This window comes from Sphingobium sp. D43FB, assembly GCF_002312805.1.
Lineage (GTDB): Bacteria > Pseudomonadota > Alphaproteobacteria > Sphingomonadales > Sphingomonadaceae > Sphingobium.
In genome coordinates this window covers 1-18,684 of record NZ_NMUA01000029.1, presented here as the reverse complement: position 1 = coordinate 18,684, position 18,684 = coordinate 1, and the positions used below count along the sequence as shown (strand labels likewise).

Here is an 18,684-nt window from a genome sequence, read left to right as displayed (position 1 = left end):
CAAAATTCTTTCCCTGCGACTGCTTTTGACCGCAGCAATGGCCACAACCATCGTTCCGACGAGGGCACAGGCCGAGGTGCCCGGTGTGTCTACGCTGATCCAGCAGGGACAATATTGGCAGTCGAAGGGACGGCAGGATCTGGCAAACCAAGCCTTCCGCCGGGCACTGCTCCTCGATCCTACCAATGGGGAAGCGCGTCGTGGTCTGGCTGGTCAGGGTGCCCGCACAAATGCCAAGCCTGCGGCTCCAACGCCCGCCATTGTCGCCCGGCCTGCTGCTACGCCGCAGCCAGCGCAGCCGACGCCACGCGTCGCGCAACCAGCGCGGACCGGGAATGACGCCCGCGCAGCGGGATTTCGAGCGCTCGATGATAATCAACTGGATGTGGCCGAAGAGCTGTTCACGCGCGCGATTTCCCGCAATCGTGGCGACGCGGATGCACAAGGGGGTCTTGGACTGGTGCGTTTGCGCCAGGGGCGTTTTGGTGAAGCGCGAGATTTGCTCAATCAGGCCACGCGACTGGGCGGGCCGGCCAAATGGAGCGAGGCGTTGGCGTCGGCTCAATTCTATGGAGGGCTGGCAGATGCCCGCGCGTTGCTGGCTGATGGCCGGATCGACCAATCCCAGGCCCAGGCAGAGGGTCTCGCCCGATCGGGCTTTGCCCAGCGTGGTCCCGCGCTTGAGCTTCTGGCGGAGATTTATGAACGGCAGGGCCGTTATGCCGATGCTGCCGATATTTATCGTCAGGCTAGCGAAGGCAGCCCCGAGGGTGGCAATCGTTTGCGCAGCCGGGCAGCGCGCGATCGGGCCCTTCAGGCGGCCGCTCAGGGAGACGACTTCAGGGCCGAGCAGGAATTTCAAGCGGGCTTATTGCTGGATCAAAATGATCCGTGGATCCGGTACGAATTTGCACGCTATCTGATCTCCAAGGGGCGGCTGCCAGAAACCGAGTCCCAGATCAATTCGCTCACGAACCTGGCAACCCCAGATTCGCTTTACGCAGCCGCGCTGATCAATGCGGATCTGGGGCGTCTGGCAGCAGCCGACAAGCTCATCGGGCGTATTCCGCAAGCGCAGCGTAGCGTCCAGATGCGCAACTTCGCGATCGGCCTGAAAACCGACAGCGCCATCGAGCGTGCCAAGGCGATGGCGAGCCAAGGGCAGCAAGGCGAAGCGCTGGCGGTGCTGCGGCAATTGGGCGCGACGCCGGGCATGCCTGCCGTCAAGCAAGCTGCGATCGCCGATGCCCTATATGAACTGGGCGACGGCGAAGCGGCGGCGTCACTGGCGCAGCAAGCGATGGCGGGTGAGATAGGCAGCGCCGAAGGCTATGAGCCCATTGTGCGCGTGCTTGCCAAGACCGGGCGTGACGGCTTTGCCAATGCGGCTGTGCAGCGCGCAACGCAGATGGCGGGGACTTCTGTGGATGGGCAACGCACGGTTGCGCGCCTGAACGGCATCATGGCCGCTTCGCAGGCCGACAGGTTGCGTACGGCCGGCCAATATGCGCCTGCCTTCGATCAGTTGCAGGCAGCCTGGAACGCTGCGCCTGGCAATCAGGAAGTGCTTGCCGCGCTCGCGCGCTTATACCAGTCAGGCGGCTTGCATGTGCAGGCAGCGCAGACATATCAGCTGATTTTGGCACAGTCGCCCGACAATAAGGGCGCGCTCATCGGCCTCATCGAGACCGCCGGTGCGGCGGGCGATAAGGGGCTGGCACGGCAGGCGATAGACCGGGCGATCAAGGTTGCACCCGATGATCATGAAATCTACATGGCCGCAGCCCGCATGGAACAGGCCCGCGGCGATGAGGGGGCAGCCGTCAAATATCTCAAGCGCGCCAGGGAGATATATGCGCGCCAGTCCAACAGCGGTGGTGGCCAACTGACATCGGCCAACCCCTTTGCGGCAAACATGCAGGGCAATAATCCGTTCCGCAATCAAGCGCCCGCGGCCGCTGCGCCGACCATCAATCCCTTCGCTCTTCAAGGGGGTGCGCGTATGCCGATCGCCGTGCCGACGCCTGCGCCCCTCTATCGCGATCAGGCGTACGAGAGCGCGAACAATGCGGGACAGCAGCCTGCTCCCTATCAAGTCACCGCTAGTCCCCCGACAGCCTTTCCCGGACAGGCATGGCAAGGTTCCGGGGCCCAAGAGAGCCGCAGCCCATCAGTCGACAGCTATGGCATGGTGAGCAGCGATCCGGTTCTGGCCTCCATCCAGACCGACATCAATGCTTTGACACGGCGTTCGGGACCGCGGGCCGATGTCCAGACCGGCTATCGCGAGCGGTCGGGCGAAACCGGACTGAGCGCGCTCAAGGAGGTTACCGGTTCGGCCGAAATTTCGACAGGGCTTGGCAATGGCCGCATTGGAGCAAAGGTCGATGCGGTCGTACTCGACAGCGGGCGTCCAACCGGGTCGGCACTCGCGCGCTTTGGTCGCAACGGCACGGCCGAGGCACAGGCTATCGTCGATGAAGAGGAAGCTTCCCTGACGCAGGCTGCGACGCAGCATGCTTCGGGCGTTGCGATCTCGGCCAGCTACACGAGCCCGGTCCTGCAACTTGAGGTGGGCGTCACTCCGCTTGGTTTTGAAGATACAGAAGTGACCTGGCGCGCCGCCATCAGTCCGCGTTTCTCGCCTAACGCCACGGCAAGACTATGGGCAGAAAGCAAAGCTGTGACTGACAGCGTCATATCCTATGCCGGTACGCGCGATCCGGTAACGGGGCAATTGTGGGGGCAGGTGATGCGGACGGGCGGCGGACTGTCCTTCTCCTATGATCGTGAGGGAGCGGGGGTTTATGGCGATGCCGCCTATAGTCGCTATGACGGGACGAATGTGCGCCGCAACAGCGGGGTGCAGGTCAATCTGGGCGGCTATATGCCTTTCTATCGAGGCGATCATTCGGTGCTGACCGGGGGCGTGAACGTCAACTATCAAAGCTTCGACAATAACCAGAATTTCTTCACCTTTGGTCATGGCGGCTATTTCAGCCCGCAAAGCTTTCTCAGCGTCAGCTTCCCGGTCCGCTACAGCTATGAAAAGGACAAGCTGCAGATCCGCGCCAATGCCGCGCCGGGCTATCAATCCTTTAGCCAGGACCAGGTGGCGCTCTATCCCACCGATCCGTCCGGTCAGGGTCTTCTCGACAGCTTGAAGGCTCGAAATAGCGACGTCCGATCCTTCTATGATAGCATCAGCAAGACCGGCTTTGCTCTCTCTGCAGATGGATCAATCTATTACCGCGTGTCTCCTGGCACGCGTGTTGGGGGCGAGATTGGGATCAACACGTTCGGGACATATGACGAGTTCAAATCGTTGATCGGCATCAGACAGTCATTAGGGGGCGCAAAATGAGAGAGGACTTCATGGAAACGCCAATCGCAGCACCGCATGCGCCCGATGTGGCTGGACTGTCTCTCCTGACCGCATTGACGGCCAGCGAGATTTTCAAGAGTGCGACGGCAGCGCAAGCGCGAGGCTTTTATGTTGCTGTGGGAAAAAGGATCGCGTCCCTCGCTCCAGTGGAGGATATCTCTGACCTTGACGCGTTGACGCAACGGATTAATCGGGTCTGGCACGCTATGCATTGGGGAGAAGCGTCGTTATCGATGGATGATGAAGGCATTATCGTTCATCATCATGGTATGCCCGACGCATTGGAAGGCGATCTCGAAGGTCATTGGCCAGACGTCAAAAACGCTATCCTCGAAGGCGCTTATGATGGGTGGTTCCGTACTTTGGGCAGTGGCCCGCAACTAAAGACTTGGATAGTTCACACGCATGAAGGCCAAATCGAGTTGCGTCATGGGCGTTGATCGACGCACCGCCTGCCTGAGCCTTTTGTTCGCGGCCACGGCTGGCTGCGCCCAGGCGGGGGGCAGCAAAATCGTGGCGGGCGCTATCAGTTGGCCAAATTTCAAGGCTGCATTTCTCGATCCCTCGGGACGGATTATCGATAACGGCAATGGGGGGATCAGCCATAGCGAAGGACAGGGCTATGGCATGGCTTTGGCACTGCGGGGAGGGGATCAAGCCGCGTTCGATACCATTTTTCGCTGGTCCGAGGCTAATCTGGCAAATCGCGATACCGGGCTGTATGCGTGGCGATATGATCCGCGCCAGCCAAATCCCGTAGGTGATCAGAATAATGCTTCGGACGGTGATATTTTTATTGCCTGGGCTTTGGCCGACGCCGCACGCAAATGGAAGAACCCTTCCTACGCGTCGCGCTCGGCTGAGATCCGGCGTGCGATAAGGTCGAGCCTTGTTCTCGAACGTTATGGCAGATCGCTGCTGTTGCCAGGGGTACAAGGGTTCGTGAAGCCTGACGCGGTTACACTTAATCCCGCTTATTTTATTTGGCCCGCGCTCGATGCCTTTCGCCTGTTGGATGGCGATGCTGTATGGGGTAAAGTCATCGCTGACAGTGAAGCGATCGCCAGTGCTTCACGTTTTGGGCCATTGCACCTACCGACCGACTGGATAGATATTAGCGGGCCTGCCATCGTGTCGCCCGCTTCTGGACGTCCAGCGCGGTTTGGATTTGATGCCATCCGCGTGCCTCTTTATGCAAAATCGGGCAGGCGCACCAGCTTGCTGGCACCTGTCGCGAACTTTTGGCAAGCTTATGTCGGCAAAGGCAAGCCGATCCCGGCATGGATTGACGTCGAGTCAGGTGAGGAGGCACCTTATGCATTGTCATCGGGCGGCATGGCTGTTGCAAGTCGCACGCTCGGGCTGCAGGAGCCATTGGACTTAAGCGCAGACTATTATGCTGCAGTGTTGCAGATGCTCGCGCGCTTCCTTCCCTGATTTACAGTAACGCTATTGTATCTTTCGACGGGAGATTGGATTACTATCTACCAGTTTGATACAGCGTTATATTGATGGTCAACGTGCATATGGTATTGAAGGAATGCATCATCCCGGGACGATTGGCGCCGGGGCGCGGCTATTGGATTGATTTTGAGATTTGCCTCCCTGCCAGCTGGGATGGGACTGAAATCTAAAATCGTAATATTAATTATGTGCATTTGCGGTTGGTAACAATGTGTTGATCATATAGAATGCAAATATTAAGCTATCGCAACAAAAACTCGACCCGGTTCGAAAACAATTCGTAATCATCATAATGCGCCAAGGCTGCGCGTCTTTCTTCAGTCATCCACTGTTCGCCCATCCGGCCGAATTCCGCGAAATCGCCCCGGATTTCGAACCCGACACGTTTAAACAGTTCGACGAAGTCGCGCCGGGTTAGCTTGTTTAGGTAAGTGTTAATCGTGAAGTCCGGGTCCAACAGGTGGCCCCAAGCCGTCGTGCCGTCGGTCTGAGCATCGACATTCTGTGGGTACCAGGATACCGCGTGACCGCCGCTGATGCCAGTATACACCACCGGCCGTGTGACGACGATGCCCCCGGGCGCCAAGCGGCTGCGGATTGTGGTTAGAAGAACTTCCAGTTCGGCTGGAAGGATGTGCTCGAACACGTCGGTCGAGAACACAATGTCTATCGCGCCGCCAAACTGATCCCAAGTGGCGTGGTCGCCGGCATTGCCGACCACCAGTTTGGCCGCATCGGGGCGATAATGCGGGGTGCTTTCGGTTAGAACCTTGTGGAAAGTCGACCACTGGCGGGCGTCGAACAGAGCGTAGCGGGCCAGACTCTTGATTCCGCGTTCGAGGCCGTTCTTACGGAACACACGGACCAGATCGCTGAGGCGCATCACCGGGGCATCAAGATCAACCGCAGTAACGTCCTTAAAAAAACCAGTCAGGCCGAAGGCACGCTGTGGGCGCGGTCCAAAGCCAATTTCCAACACGCGCGCCTGGCTCGCAGGCTTGCCGGTTTCGCGTTCGTAAATTGCGGCAACACCGGCCACCTCGTTGCGGATTTGCATTGCAAAATCCATGGCACCGGGCTCGCTGATACGGAACTTCAGCAGTTGCCAGGTGTACTTCAGTTTCTCAAATAGTGGAACGCCGCCCGAGGACGAATTGGAGCGCGTTGAAGCTTGCAATTTCATGTTGTTCCATTCCCCCAGTTCTTTCCACCGTTATTGAAAGTGGATGAGGCTAGCATTCATAGCCGCCGATATCCGAAAAACCGACACTTGCTGCCTACGGGCAAGCGCATCTTTAGTCCAGTGATGCCGTTCAGATATAATAAAGAAATTATAGTATCACCCATCTTTCTACATGGCTATAATAAAATGTTTAAAAGATCGATTCAAACGACTATTACTAGAATAACGAGGCATATTTACATATTAATTAGCCACACGCCAATCATAAGAAAATTTCATATCATCATGTCACCTACAGCGAAATTGCCATTCGGCGGCATATCCGCGGAACACCAAAAAATGTTCACGTGGTTGGCTTTGGTGAACGAAAAAATTACCTCATCGGTTCATTGATCACTATTGATTATCACCAATGTTTGAGAAGGATGTAGCGACAGGAAAGCTGAATAATGGACGACATACTCTCTAACGAACGCCGCCAACAGCCGCGCTCGGCCATCGATGTCGATTGCCTTATTTGGTGGGACGGAAAATGCGAAGCTGCAACAATCAAGAATATCTCAATCTATGGCGCACAGCTTAGCGGCAGCTGTTTTCCACCGATCGGAACGCCTATGACGCTGGTGGCAGAGGGTTTGGAACTGTGCGCGAGAGTAATCTGGCTGGGGCGCGAAAAGTGCGGTGTACTGCTTGAGCAGCGGGTCGATCCAGTAACGTTCATCCGGACGCATGCCATTCGACCGATAGCTGCGCGCGGTTCACTACCCATTACGATCACACGCATAATGCCGGACCGATACGCATGAATGCTGCGTTCACAGAGGTGGCCTGAGGAGCCCCGGGCAGAGGATTAAGTGGACAGCATGCCTGAATGCGGCGAGGGTCTCTGCGGATCAGGAGGCGAGGTGACAAAGCGAACGCGCCGCAATCGCACGCCGGCTTTTAAGGCAAATTTGGTGCTGGTAGCGCTGCGAGACGACGGTTTTCGAACACGACCAGCAGCTTCATATCTCATTCTCGCCTTGCCGGGAAAAGCCCGGGTGGCATACTTGCAATCGCAAGCTTCCGTCCAGCGCGTACCGAGCAAGGCCGGCCCGACGTCCTGAATCAAATTCACGAGATGTCCGACGGTCAGATCGACTTGGGAGCCGAACGGCTCGTTTTCATCGACGAGACAGGGGCCGACGCCAATGTCACCCGCGCATTGGCCGCTGCGCGAAAGGCGAGCGATGGGGCATGGGCGTCCGCATGGCCATATCAAAACCATCACGCTGGCGACTTGAAGGTCGCCCAGCGCTTGGCAGCCGCCCGAAGGTCATCTTCTGGATTGGCTGGCCGGTGACCGAATTCATGATGGTTGCAACGATGCTCATGGCGGCGCGATAGCCATCAACGACCAGGCCTGTCCAGTGCCGTGACGATGGATCATCGCATCTGTGTGGAGCCAGCGCAGATGCGCCTGATTGATGCCATAGGTTTCCGAGGCATTTTTTCTCCATCCACCTTGAACGCGAGGGAAGGGAAGGGGGGATGCAGGCAGGAAATCGCATCAAATATCCGGTATTTCCTGGATATCTGGCGTATGGAGGACCGACATGACGAACGAGGCCGAGGATAGGGCGGAATCGGATATGTCTGAGCCCGTCCGGTTTGATGGCATGCGCGATTGGGTATGGTCGTCGCGGCTGCCCAAAATTTGGTGGGCGCTTGCCACCCTTTTCTGGGCCGCGAAAGCTATGTCTTCCAAATTGGATTGGCTCAGGTGGCTGAACGAACCGGGGCTTGCGGGCTATTTGACGGTAGCATTCTTCCCGCCCCTCATGCTCCTCATTCTTGGCTTTCATCGGCTTAAGCAGCATCTTGACGGTCAGCTTGACGGCACTTGTGACAGCGTATTCGAAGATAATTTATCTTACAGACCAGTTGGTCCTTCCGGCCTTCGAGCCGAAATCGATCCGCTTGATCCGCGATCTGGTCTCTTATGGTCCGAAAATGCGCTCAATCCGTTGAACGCCTCGCAGATCAGTCACGGGTCTTGAAAGACCCGTCGCCATCGGACAGCCCGCCCGCCGGATCGGTAGAAAGGCGCCCTTTAGAAAGTAACGATGATTGCTCCAATGACGTCATCGGAGCATTGATGTCTAACGTACCACGGCCGCCGTCAGCGTCACGCAAATAGCTGTTACGCAATCCGTCTCTCCCGAGAATTTGTTCGGACAATTCCGTTGAGAATGCGTGATGTGGCGAAGAAGAACGGGATGCGGATCGCTCCGCGTTCGCTATCGCCTGGCGGACGTCAAAATTGACTATATTTAGACCGCTGGTAACCGTTTCGCTTGTGCTTCCCGCTTCCGAACTGGATATCGCCAGAGCTCCCCCGGCTCTCCCCGTTGTACGGTGACGTCCGGCTTTGTGAGGAGAGCTAGCATTCTCGCTAGCGCCCGATACCTCTCCCTGGACAGCTATACTGAAACTGTTCTGGTCCTGTGCACTCCGCGCTATGGATCGCTGCCATCCGGTCTGCACCATGATTGCCTGAACATCGCGCTGAAGGGTGTCGGCTACCTGCGGCTTGAGCCGCCATTGGCCCTTTCGGTCCATCTCGAACCCGCCTCGTAGCCAGTTTGCCATGGATTCTCGCCCTTCCGCGCCACCGCCCATGAAATGTTCGATGGTATCGGGACCCGCTTGCTTGCCAGCTTCAAACCTCGTGCTCGTGTCATTGCGAGCCGAGCGCTCGAACCGTGCGCTGCTGGAAACCAAAAGGTCGTTGTGCGCGAGGCTGAAGCGCGCATGGCCGCCATTGGCGACGGCACCGAGCTGACTTTCGTTGAGAAGACCGGCCTTCCACATTTGGGCTGCGGCCTGGGGCGTCAGATTGAGCGCGAAGTCGCCATTCTGATCCATCGCGATCTGCCGCTTTGTAAAGTCGATGCCGTTGGCGCGCAGCAGTCCCTGCATCCGGGAAAGACGCTCCTTCTCAACGATCGAGGTCATCCGCGCATTGCCCGCGCGATCCGCGACGCCCTTTGCTCCACCCTCAGCCATATCGACCTGGTTGCCCGACGTGTCGGCGAGCGTCCGGATGAAACTATCGAGGCGGGCTGCCTCGCGCGTCGAGGCCCCCGCAGCTGCGGCGCCTTGCGCAAAGCCGAAATTCTCCGACTGCCGTCGTTGCTCGCCGATCCGCGCTGCGCTGCGCGTTCCGTCAAGACCGACCTCGCGCTGGGCGTCGAGCTTGCCAGCCCGTTCAGCAAAATCATAGCCAGCACTCTCGCGCGCCCTGCCATAGACGCTTGTTCCTTCCCTCGCCGCTTCAGAGGTTGCGCCGTCGGCCGTACCCAGCTGGGTTGCGGCCGAATAAGTGGCCATAGCTCTTTCGACCTGCGCTTCATTCCGGCCGGTGGCCCGGGCGAGCTGCGTGATGGCCGACGAGCGCGCCTCTCCTGAAAGAGTATTGATGAAGGCGATCCGGCGACTGGTTTCCTGCAGCGGCAGGCCGAGCATGGCAGAGGCATCGCGCTGCCCCTGGTTCGAACCGGTGCGGTGCGCCTGTTCGGCGGAGACGTTGACCCGCTCGATCCCGGCAATACTATCGCCGGCGAAGTCGCGGCGGCCTTCCATCGCGCCTACCTGGACCTGGGCACCGGTGAGGTCGTTTCTGAGCATTTGTTCCTGATCCCAGGCATTTGCGATGAGTTTGGCAAAGGTCGGATCTGCCGACGCCTCCCCAATAACGCTCGCCGCCTTGAGGTCAGCATCCCTGGCATTGTAGCCCCCGCGCTCGAAATGGCGCGTCGCCGCCTGTTTCATCATCGCATAGGCATTCTGATCGCCGAAAGCCTTCCACTGCACCATGGTCTGGGCGAATGCCGCAAGGGCCTGCTCGCCTTGCTGGCCCTCGCCGAAATAGCGGGTGCCAAGCGATCTGAGAGCATCTTTTTGCGCAAACTGGTGAATGGCCGCAGTGGCCGCATTCGCCCGGACGGTCTGAGCTGTGGCAGGACTTGTCAGGTCGCCTTTTGCAAGGGCCGGCGCAAGGCCGCCCAGTTCGCGCTGCGCATCGATGCCGCCAAGGGCAAGGGCGGTCTTTCCCGGCACCCCGCGAACGCCTTCGCCGATGATCGAGCCTGCCTGCCCAAATGAACGGGAGGAGGAGAAGGAGGCACGCTCGCCAAAATCGCCAAAACTGGAAGAGGCCGACCTGCGATGACCCGTCCCGATCGCCGCGCCTTGTGCCTCAAGGGCGGACGCATAGCCCTCGCTGGTGGCCATCGGCGCGCCTGCGCCAGCGGCGCTGGCCTGGATACTGGCCGAACCGCCGGTCAGGGAACTGAAAATATTCCCGGAGAAGCGAAAGACGGTGAACACGAATGCGCCGGCAAGACCCGCTGCCGCCGTCCGGAAGGTCCCAAAGATCGCCAGTGCCTTCATGGCCGACGAAGGGGCAAGCATCCAGGCATTGGCCGCCACATGATTGGCGCGCATCTCGGCGAGCACGTCCATCGCCCGGCCAAGCGTCAACTGATAGATGCCCGCGTCGATCACGCCCCACAATGCGACGAAAACGAACAGACCAAAGGCATAGGAGAGCACGCGCAGGTTGATCGGGGTCAACACGAAGAGCAGGGCAACCGGCACCATGAAGAGCATGATCCCAAATATGGTCGCCCGGATCGTGGGCATCCATTCATTGACGGCCGACATGGTCGAAAGCCCATTCGACATCACCGCACGATTGGCCATCACTCGCGCCGCGGTCGCGGGCGAATCCTCGAAAAGAACGTCACCTACCGCGTTGCCGAGCATGATGTCGGTCATGAAGGCCTGAAGCGAAAGCGGTGTGCCCATCATCATCTGGCCCATTTCCCCCAGCTGGCTTTTGCAGCGGGCAAACTGGTTGGCATCTGCGACATTGAAACCGGTCCGCGTGCAGGTCTGGCGCGCATAGGCTTCGAAAAGCGCAGGTTCAGCAAGCCGCCCGGAGATAGACGTCGCCGACCCGTGCGCGCATCACGCTCGCCCAATTGCCCGCGCCCACGCGCTGGGCGGCATGGGCGAGCAGCGAGCCGGTCCTGAAGATGTCGGTAACCTCGGCCGGGCAGTTGGCGAGCGCGTCCTTGAGATCCTCGGTCGGACTGTTGCCGTTGGACTGAATTTTCTCGCGGCTTTGCTGGTAGCTTTTGGCAAATCCCTCTTTCACCGATTTGTAGCCGGTCATCTCCTCGATGATGCCCGACATATTATCGTCTCCCCGGGCAATCTGGACCATGCGGTTGGCCAGGCGACAGTCGTTGACCTGGATCGAATTGAGGAAATTGGTGGCCGCCTCCATCTTCGAGATGATGTTCCCCATCTTCTCGTCGAGCGTTTCGAGCAGATATTGGAACGCCACGGCCGGGGCCGCCTGGAGGATGCTCTCGAGCTTCTGGACCAGATAGTCCGGGTCAAGGAAGGACATGCCCCCAAGGAACATGTCGATACCACCGCAACCAGCTTTCACCTTGGGAAGCGTGAGCGACATCAGATAGTCGTTATGAACATCCACAGCACCCGCTCCATACGTGTGAGACGCTCGATCGCGACCAGACCATAATAGCGGCTGTCGAATCCGTCGTCATGATCAGACCCAAGATAGACCTGTCCCGGTGGGATAGGGTGATCGCCCCACCGATAGGGCGCGAGGGCTTGTCCGTTGCGCCCGAATGCCCGGGATACGCCAACCAGCCTGCCATCGCACAAATAGGCAGATCGCGCATTGCGATGTCTGGCGTCGATTGGAAGTGCGATCTGGCGCAGATCCTCTCCGCCCACGCACATGACCCGCTTCGTCACGCGCACCGGCACCGGGCCTGCAAGCGGATGAACGAGGTCGAACGAGACAAGGTCGCCCTTTGCGATCAAGCCCGGCGCGGGTCGCACAACCCACGCATTGACCGATGGGCTCATCACCAGAACCCAGTGCTGAAGGGCGAACCAGATCATCCAGGTGAGCGGAAGGATGACGGCATTGGCGATCCACAGACGGCGAGGGCTTGACGGTTGATCGGCAACCGCCCCGCCAAGGGCCATTGCTGCCTCGCGCGGAAGCGCTGCGAGACGGATCGACCCGGCCTTACCAAGATGAAAGGCGAGCTTGAGCATCGCGAACCTCCCTTCCGCCGCCAATCCGGCCATATTCTTCAAGAAGCCCCGACAGCGCCGCGTCGCCAAGGACAAGATGGGCGGCGGGCGCGGGCGGATCATCCTCGCGCTCGCAATAGGGTCTGGTCGGGTCGCCTGCGATCATGGCGAGCGCGGGCAAGGTCGGCGCCAGCGAGGCGGACCGTCTGCATCATGGCGACGGCTTCGGGGAAATCGTCGAGGCAGCCGCAGGCCGACACCAGTTCCTCGCCTTCACCTGCCGGACAAAGGGAATCCGACGTGCAACTATGGTAGAAGACGTCCCAACCTTGCGGGTCGTTCTGAAGTGATCCCACCACGCCTTCTGGCGCTACATCACTGTTCACCCGCAGTTTGCGCGTCTTGCAGATGGGCTCGCAGGCCGCAACCGCGCCCCGATCGGGCATCGCAAAGGGGCGGCTGCTCTCCTGGTAACTGCCCTCGGCGCTGCGCGCCCGGTCGGCCAGAAGGGTCTCAGTCGAGCGATCGATAATGTAGGCGCCGCGCGTCAGGTCAGGCGGAGGCAGGCTTGCGGTATCTATCGCGCACGCATAGCGGCGATCGCGCCGAAAGAAGTCGCGCGTGATCTGAACCTGGCAAGCGGGCGTCCCGAGCGTGCGGGTCTGGGGCAGCGGGGCAAGGCCGGTCCTTGCGCCATTCCGGAAAGTGACGACGTCATCTACGGTTTCATCATGCAGGCGGCATTGCTGCTGACCTGCGATCCCTGCACACAGGTCGACGATCCGTTCGCTCGCCCGGCAGCCAAGATCAAGGTCAGCTACGATCCTTGCCTGTGCTTCACCCTCGTTCCCCACGGCAACGCGCATCCATATCTCATGGGGGCCCGTCGTCATGGCGGCGCTGATGTCCAGCTCGGGCGCTGCATGAAAGCTACTGCGCTTTTCGCATTTGCCCGGAGGTGGTCCCATACCGGTCCAGGCTGTGGGGCCCGATGCGACCAGCGTTCCGTCCACCCGTATTTGCACCCAGTCATCGGCAAAATAGCTCGCAAGCCTGACCGCTCGCAGGCGATCGGCTTCGCCGACATCGAGTGTCATGCGAAAATCGAAGATGCTGCATGCCCCGCCCTTGAGAGAATCGTCGGTCGGCGAGCCGATAAGGAAGGCCAGTTGCGCAGGTCCCGACTGGGCGGTCGCATAGCCACCAGTCGAACGCTTGATGATCGCGTCGGCTTCTGGCCGCGTGATGGTCAAGCCCCGCGAGCCGAACCGCTTCAACGGCGCGGCGCGCGGAGCATGGTACGCGGCACTCGAACTAGAAACCTGTCTTGCCGAAGTGCGTCACCATTTGACGGAGGTGCTTTCGCTCGCTGGCCTCTACGAAGCGGTCGTCGACTATGCCGAACTCTATGCGAGTTTTGCGGGAGAGTTCGTCGATCTACGATCGCACAGCGACCACATTTGCCTGCATCCCGAAAAAGCGATCGGCTATCCGATAGGCAATGCACTTGCCGACGCGGCTCGGGCACGAGGCTTGAACGGCATCATTTACCCTTCGGTGCGGCACGAAGGTGGAACCTGTATTGCAGCTCTGTTCCCTCATGCCGTCCAATCTGTTGCGCAAGGAAATGTCTATCGAATGACGTGGCGTGGGAAACCAGAGCCCGAGATCGAGAAGGTCTAATACCAAGATTTATTGATCAGAACCCGTGCGCCCAGTCTCGGAGGCCGATGGACGTGATCTTCCACGGCCTGTCTACGAGCTTTCAGGCAGCCTTCGCTGGGCCCATTGTCGCCGAGATATTGGTAAGGACACTGCTACAAGTCCGCATCCATCGTGCTGGACTGCCGCGCCGCAAGGAGGCTGCTGCACCTTGTCCAAGCCAGGCAGGACGCTTCTCTACTTGTCGGCGGGATGGCACTATTGGCCCTGGCTGATCAGCGACTCAGACCGAAACGATCTTCAAGGAAGGCGGCGATGCGGCGATACCCGTGAACGCGGTTGGCAAGGCGGGCGATACCATGTCCTTCGTCCGGGAAGCGCAGATAGGTGACGGTTCCACCATTGGCTCGAATGCCCTCCACCAAACGGTCGCTCTCGGCGACCGGATCCCGCGGGTCGTTCGCTCCGTGCATGACCAGCATCGGCGTGGAAATCTTGGCTACGTTATTGATCGGCGACAGCTTGGCGAAAAAGGCACGGACCTTGGGATCTGCGATATCACCGAATTCAAGCTTGTCAGCGGCCTTCAGTCCGGGGCTGGCTTGCTCAAGCGCTGTTACCCAGTCCGATACGCCTACGATAGAAACGCCGGCCACGAACATGTCGGGATATGTGCCAAGCGCCTGGTTGGTGAGATAGCCGCCATAAGAGCCGCCACCGACCGCGATACGGGTGCCATCGACCCGGCCCGACTTGCGCAACCATTCCGCCGCGTCGGCCAGATCTCCGACCTCGTCGACCTTTTTCTCACGGTCATTCAGCTGCTCGAACGTCTTCCCCTGGCCCGTCGAACCGCGATAGTTGAAGTCGAGTACCGCAATGCCGCGGGCGACATAATATTGGATGTCCGCCGAAAAGCCTGGCGTAGCATAAGCACTGGGGCCGCCATGGATACGCATGAACACTGGCGGCTTGCGGCCGTCGGGCGATGTCGTCGGCAAATACAGGAGCCCCGTGAGCGGTGCCCCGTCACGCGCGGCGAAGCGGACTGGCTCTGGGACCACCATCTGCGACAGGTCGAGCCCGGGCGCATCGGTCGGCACCAGAACACGGGCGGCGACATCCTTTGCGGACATATCCCAGGAAAGCACTTCGCCCGCCGTAGTCGGGCTGTTTGCACTGATCAGGAGCATTGGCCGCTCCCCAGCGAACTGGACAGACATAGTGCCTGAGGGCAGTTTTGGCACAGGGATGTCGTGGCCGGTGCTTAAGTCGCGCGCGTGCAGACGGCTGAACCCAGTCTCGATCGTGGTCCAGACCAGGTAGCGGCCATCGGGGCTGAGCGCGATCTGACCGACATCGAAGCCTGGCTTGATTATCGTTTCGAGCCGAGCCCGGCCTACATCATAAAAAGCGATCTCGTGATAGTCTGAGGATTGGTTGGTCGAAAGATAGAAACCGCTGCCATCGGGCTTCCATGCGATAGAGCTGTATTCGGCGATAGTCTTCGGCTCGAAAACGGTTGTCATCTCGCCGGTCGCGGCGTTGAGCAGGTGAAGGTTATTACCACCCCCGCGGGTCTCGTTAACCGCGATCAAATCACCACCTGGCTGCCATGCGGCGGCGTAAAAGCCTCCCTTTCCATCATAAACGCGCCGACTTTGGCCGGTCTCGACGTCCGTCACGTAGATGTCGAAGTCGGTGCCGTTGCGCTCGGTCGAGGAATAGGCGAAGCGGCGCCTGTCGCGGCTCCAAGCACCAAAGCTGCGAAACGCTGGCGACTTCTCAACGATTGTCCGCTCTTTGTTTCCGTCGATGGTGAGTAGGTGCATGCCAATGCGCTCGTCTCCGTCGGTATCAGCGCCGTACAGCCAATGCCCCGATGGGCCGGGCTCCAGCCAGTCTACGCCCGATCCGTAGGTGAGTTGGTCTGGAAAGCCGCCGCTTACGGGCATCGTCCAGATCTGGGGCGAACCGGTGATGTCGCTGATCCAGGCAATGTGCGTCCCTTCCGCGGAGAGGGCTGCACCGCGCGGGCTCTGTACAAGCAGGAAACGGGTGACGTCGAGTTTGCCATCTTGTGTAGGCGCGAGCGAAACTGGCTCGGCCTTGACAATGTCCTCAGGACGAGGGGTTTGCGCCGCACCTGCTCCTGCGGCACCGCTCGATAGCAGCAATGAAAGGATAAGGGCCCGCATCATGTGCTCCATAGCGTCTCGAATGAACTGGCAGGCTTGTCAGCCGCTTTCTTGTTGAAACCAAAGCTAGCCGGATGCGGATGGGAAAGCGAGGCGCAATATCCGTCGTTTGAGCCTCTCGACGCTCGCCGATCAGATCGGCGCGATCTGCGTGGCGGTGAAACCCCTGTTCCTGCTGCTGGAGGCTCATGGGCTCGCCGCTGACCGCCTGCATGCCGACGACACCACCGTTCCACTTCTGGCCAAACTGAAAACCAGCGTGGCGCGGATATGGGACTATGTGCGCGACGATCGCCCGTTCGGCGGCCCGGCGCCGCCAGTGGCGCTGTGCTACTACTCCAGCGATCGCAGGGGCGAGCATCCGCGCGCCCACCTGGCCGGCTATACCGGTATTCTCCAGGTCGACAGATATGCCGGCTTCAATGCCCTGTTCGCGGAAGGCTGGGCGGATAAGCCCATGACGCGCGCAAATTGCTGGGTTCATGCACGCCGGGAATTCTTCAAGCTCGTCGACATCCGGCAGCAGCTCAAGCGCAACAAGAAAAAGGGCACCGCGCCGCTCATCTCGCCGCTGGCAACCGAGGCGCTCGAGATCATCGATCGGCTCTTTGTCATCGAGCGCGACATCAACGGCAAGCCTTCCGCCGAGCGCCTGGCCGTTCGCCAGGAGCTGTCCGCTCCGATCGTTGCCGAACTGGAGGCATGGATGCACGAGACGCGCAGCAAGCTCTCTCGTCACGATGCCGTGGCCAAGGCCATCGCCTACCTTCAGAACGACTGGGCAGGCTTCACCACCTTCCTCGCCGATGGCCGGATCTGCCTCTCGAACAACGCCGCGGAACGCCAGCTGCGCAGCGTTGCCCGGGGAAGAAAAGCCTGGTTGTTTGTGGGCTCAGACCGCGGCGGCCAGCGCGCCGCGATGATGTTCAGCCTGTTCGGCACGGCTCGGCTCAACGACGTTGATCCGCTCGCCTGGTTCACCGACGTCCTCGCACGGATCGCCGACATCCCACAGAACCGCCTTCACGAACTCCTCCCTTGGCATTGGAAAGCTGCTCAGCAGCAGGCCGCCGAAGAAATCGCCGCCTGAACCCCCGCACCGCGACAACTCGCGGCGGCTATCGGATGCGTACGCTTATTGTAGAATGGGAGTGCCTGGTCCTGCTCTTTGGCGCGTATCCGCCTTTCTGGCGGGTTGAAACCACCACCCGGCAATGCGAGCGACTTTACGCCATTACCGTCATCATCCCAGTCGACGGTGCCGGTGCCGACGATGGTCAATATGCTGGCCTGCGCTTTGGCGTCATAGCGCCACTGAACATCCTCGATGGTCGGCCATGTGTTGCCAATCGCATTCTGGCGAAATGCGCTGCGCAGTTGCGTGGGCGTGGCTGCAGAAAATTGCACCTCCTGCTGCAAGCCTTCGATCCCGCGCTTGATGGTTGTATTGGTAAGGCGTGCGGGCTTGTCGAAGCCAGCGCGCGCATCGATTTCGAACAGCGTGATCTCATTGGGTCGCGAAGCAGGCGTCCAACCCAGCTGCTCAAGACCGCCTCCCTGGATGGTCAAGGGAATGTGTTTCCCGATAAACCGCCATTGCCGATTAACACTGCTCTATCGTCAGAAGAACGCGAAGCCCTGACGGAAGTGCTCGACCTGATGGATCGCGCAGCATCCTGTACCGGTCGGAACGTGACAGACGAGGAACTGATCACAAGTGCGTGGCCCATGAGAATTGGCGAACAGGCAAACTCGGCACTGTCGATCATGATGGTTCGTGGAAAGTTGTCGGATGACGTTGAAGCCCCAACCGCATAGCTAGTTGTCGGTTATTCAATACGATCATACTGAAAGCCGACTGTCCCCCATCCACCCCGCGCCGCCGTTGCCGGCTATCGGTTTGGGCTGTATCGCCGATGAGCAGTCCGTCTGGTTTCGAGCGAGAAAGCTGCCGGTCGCAAAGCGACCAGGTCCGGCCTTTTGAAAGACATTACAGAAATAGCAGCTATCGTCGAAAGCTGCCTTTACCTGTTGGATAATTTAGCTACAAAACGGTTAACAATCTGAGATGCCTTAGTAATCGCACTTGCCGAATAATCGTACGCGAGGACACAGCATGATACGACCTGACTCAAAGGTAGCGATTTTCGTCGATTCGCTCGATCCGCTGAAGCGTCGTTATTCATACTGGGATGGTTACCTTTCTCGGCAAGGGGTCGTCCCAAAGTATATCTCAATCCCCGAACTTGCAATCGAAGCTGGTAAGAGCCTGATTCATAATTATCCGATGAAATTTCATAGTCTTGCGATGCGACGCGCGAATAGCTGGATGGAAGCTATGAACAGCCACGCAGTTGCCGATGCGATGGTCTGTTCAAAGTCCTTGGCGAGCCGACGGTTGCGGTTCAGCCAAGCGAGTGTTCGCTCGACGACCCAGCGGCGCGGAAGAACCACGAAGCCTTTTGCAACATCGGATCGCTTGACGATCTCGACAGTCCATTTGCCGGTACGCCGGAGCGCTTCCCTGAGCTTGTCGCCAGCATAGCCGCCATCGGCAAAGACATGGCGCAGCCATGGAAAGCGGTGGATGATTTCACGCAGGACCAGCGGCGCGCCGTCGCGGTCCTGAATGTCGGCGGTATGGATCACCGCATGAACCAAATGGCCCT

Annotated in this window: 12 protein-coding genes and 4 pseudogenes; 9 read left to right on the top strand and 7 right to left on the bottom strand. The window is 59.4% G+C overall.

Annotation, left to right across the window (positions count from 1 at the left end; all coding sequences use genetic code 11):
* Positions 1 to 37: 37 nt before the first annotated feature.
* Genes SxD43FB_RS19090 through SxD43FB_RS19080 form a run of 3 tightly spaced genes read left to right on the top strand, consistent with a single transcriptional unit; the run spans position 38 to position 4,822 of the window.
* Complete coding sequence (locus tag SxD43FB_RS19090) at positions 38 to 3,364, top strand: cellulose biosynthesis protein BcsC (RefSeq protein ID WP_255245810.1); 3,327 nt, start codon at positions 38 to 40, stop codon at positions 3,362 to 3,364.
* A gap of 11 nt (positions 3,365 to 3,375) precedes the next feature.
* The gene (locus SxD43FB_RS19085; protein WP_235955233.1) at positions 3,376 to 3,825 is read left to right on the top strand and encodes a hypothetical protein; all 450 of its coding nucleotides are present in this window, start codon (positions 3,376 to 3,378) and stop codon (positions 3,823 to 3,825) included.
* Positions 3,791 to 4,822, top strand: a complete 1,032-nt coding sequence (locus tag SxD43FB_RS19080; protein ID WP_328804735.1) for a glycosyl hydrolase family 8 — start codon at positions 3,791 to 3,793, stop codon at positions 4,820 to 4,822. Before SxD43FB_RS19085 ends, SxD43FB_RS19080 begins: the two co-directional genes overlap by 35 nt.
* Before the next feature lie 268 nt (positions 4,823 to 5,090).
* Here SxD43FB_RS19080 and SxD43FB_RS19075 read toward each other — a convergent pair whose 3' ends face one another.
* Entirely contained in the window at positions 5,091 to 6,032 is a 942-nt protein-coding gene (locus SxD43FB_RS19075; RefSeq protein ID WP_096063541.1) for a class I SAM-dependent methyltransferase, read from the bottom strand.
* A 449-nt stretch (positions 6,033 to 6,481) separates the two neighbouring features.
* On the opposite strand from SxD43FB_RS19075, the gene SxD43FB_RS24900 reads away from it, so the two are divergent.
* The 3 genes and pseudogenes from SxD43FB_RS24900 to SxD43FB_RS19065 all read left to right on the top strand — a co-directional run bounded on the left by SxD43FB_RS24900 (position 6,482) and on the right by SxD43FB_RS19065 (position 8,071).
* Positions 6,482 to 6,838 carry a PilZ domain-containing protein gene (locus SxD43FB_RS24900; RefSeq protein WP_141249547.1) on the top strand — a complete coding sequence of 119 codons (357 nt, stop codon included), beginning with the start codon at positions 6,482 to 6,484 and terminating at the stop codon, positions 6,836 to 6,838.
* Between the two features lie 275 nt (positions 6,839 to 7,113).
* Positions 7,114 to 7,306 (top strand): annotated as a pseudogene (locus SxD43FB_RS26015) (IS630 family transposase); the annotation flags it as partial.
* A gap of 321 nt (positions 7,307 to 7,627) precedes the next feature.
* Positions 7,628 to 8,071, top strand: coding sequence for a hypothetical protein (locus SxD43FB_RS19065; protein WP_096063539.1), 444 nt, complete (start codon positions 7,628 to 7,630; stop codon positions 8,069 to 8,071).
* Here SxD43FB_RS19065 and SxD43FB_RS19060 read toward each other — a convergent pair.
* From SxD43FB_RS19060 to SxD43FB_RS19040, 4 genes and pseudogenes are all read right to left on the bottom strand, one after another.
* Positions 8,055 to 11,021 (bottom strand): annotated as a pseudogene (locus SxD43FB_RS19060) (conjugal transfer protein TraG N-terminal domain-containing protein); the annotation flags it as partial. The gene SxD43FB_RS19065 and the pseudogene SxD43FB_RS19060 overlap by 17 nt on opposite strands.
* A pseudogene (locus SxD43FB_RS19055) lies at positions 11,014 to 11,589 on the bottom strand (conjugal transfer protein TraH); the annotation flags it as partial. The pseudogenes SxD43FB_RS19060 and SxD43FB_RS19055, both read right to left, overlap by 8 nt.
* Positions 11,556 to 12,176: a S26 family signal peptidase gene (locus SxD43FB_RS19050; RefSeq protein ID WP_096063569.1), complete on the bottom strand. Its 621-nt coding sequence runs from the start codon at positions 12,174 to 12,176 to the stop codon at positions 11,556 to 11,558. The pseudogene SxD43FB_RS19055 and the gene SxD43FB_RS19050, both read right to left, overlap by 34 nt.
* A gap of 98 nt (positions 12,177 to 12,274) precedes the next feature.
* Entirely contained in the window at positions 12,275 to 13,408 is a 1,134-nt protein-coding gene (locus SxD43FB_RS19040) for a hypothetical protein (protein WP_141249546.1), read from the bottom strand.
* On the opposite strand from SxD43FB_RS19040, the gene SxD43FB_RS19035 reads away from it, so the two are divergent.
* On the top strand, positions 13,401 to 13,838 hold the full coding sequence (locus SxD43FB_RS19035; protein ID WP_255245809.1) for an RES family NAD+ phosphorylase: 438 nt from the start codon (positions 13,401 to 13,403) through the stop codon (positions 13,836 to 13,838). The genes SxD43FB_RS19040 and SxD43FB_RS19035 overlap by 8 nt on opposite strands.
* 254 nt (positions 13,839 to 14,092) lie before the next feature.
* Here the strand turns inward: SxD43FB_RS19035 and SxD43FB_RS19030 are convergent, their stop codons facing one another.
* Positions 14,093 to 16,018, bottom strand: a complete 1,926-nt coding sequence (locus SxD43FB_RS19030; RefSeq protein WP_176482844.1) for a S9 family peptidase — start codon at positions 16,016 to 16,018, stop codon at positions 14,093 to 14,095.
* A gap of 106 nt (positions 16,019 to 16,124) precedes the next feature.
* Between SxD43FB_RS19030 and SxD43FB_RS19025 the strand changes: the two are divergent.
* Positions 16,125 to 17,105 (top strand): annotated as a pseudogene (locus SxD43FB_RS19025) (IS66 family transposase); the annotation flags it as partial.
* 35 nt (positions 17,106 to 17,140) lie between these two features.
* Complete coding sequence (locus SxD43FB_RS25360) at positions 17,141 to 17,833, top strand: hypothetical protein (RefSeq protein WP_176482843.1); 693 nt, start codon at positions 17,141 to 17,143, stop codon at positions 17,831 to 17,833.
* Positions 17,834 to 18,310: 477 nt separating this feature from the next.
* On the opposite strand, the gene SxD43FB_RS19015 is transcribed toward SxD43FB_RS25360, so the two are convergent.
* On the bottom strand, positions 18,311 to 18,684 hold a 374-nt coding region (locus SxD43FB_RS19015), incomplete at its 5' end, for a transposase (protein ID WP_141249545.1).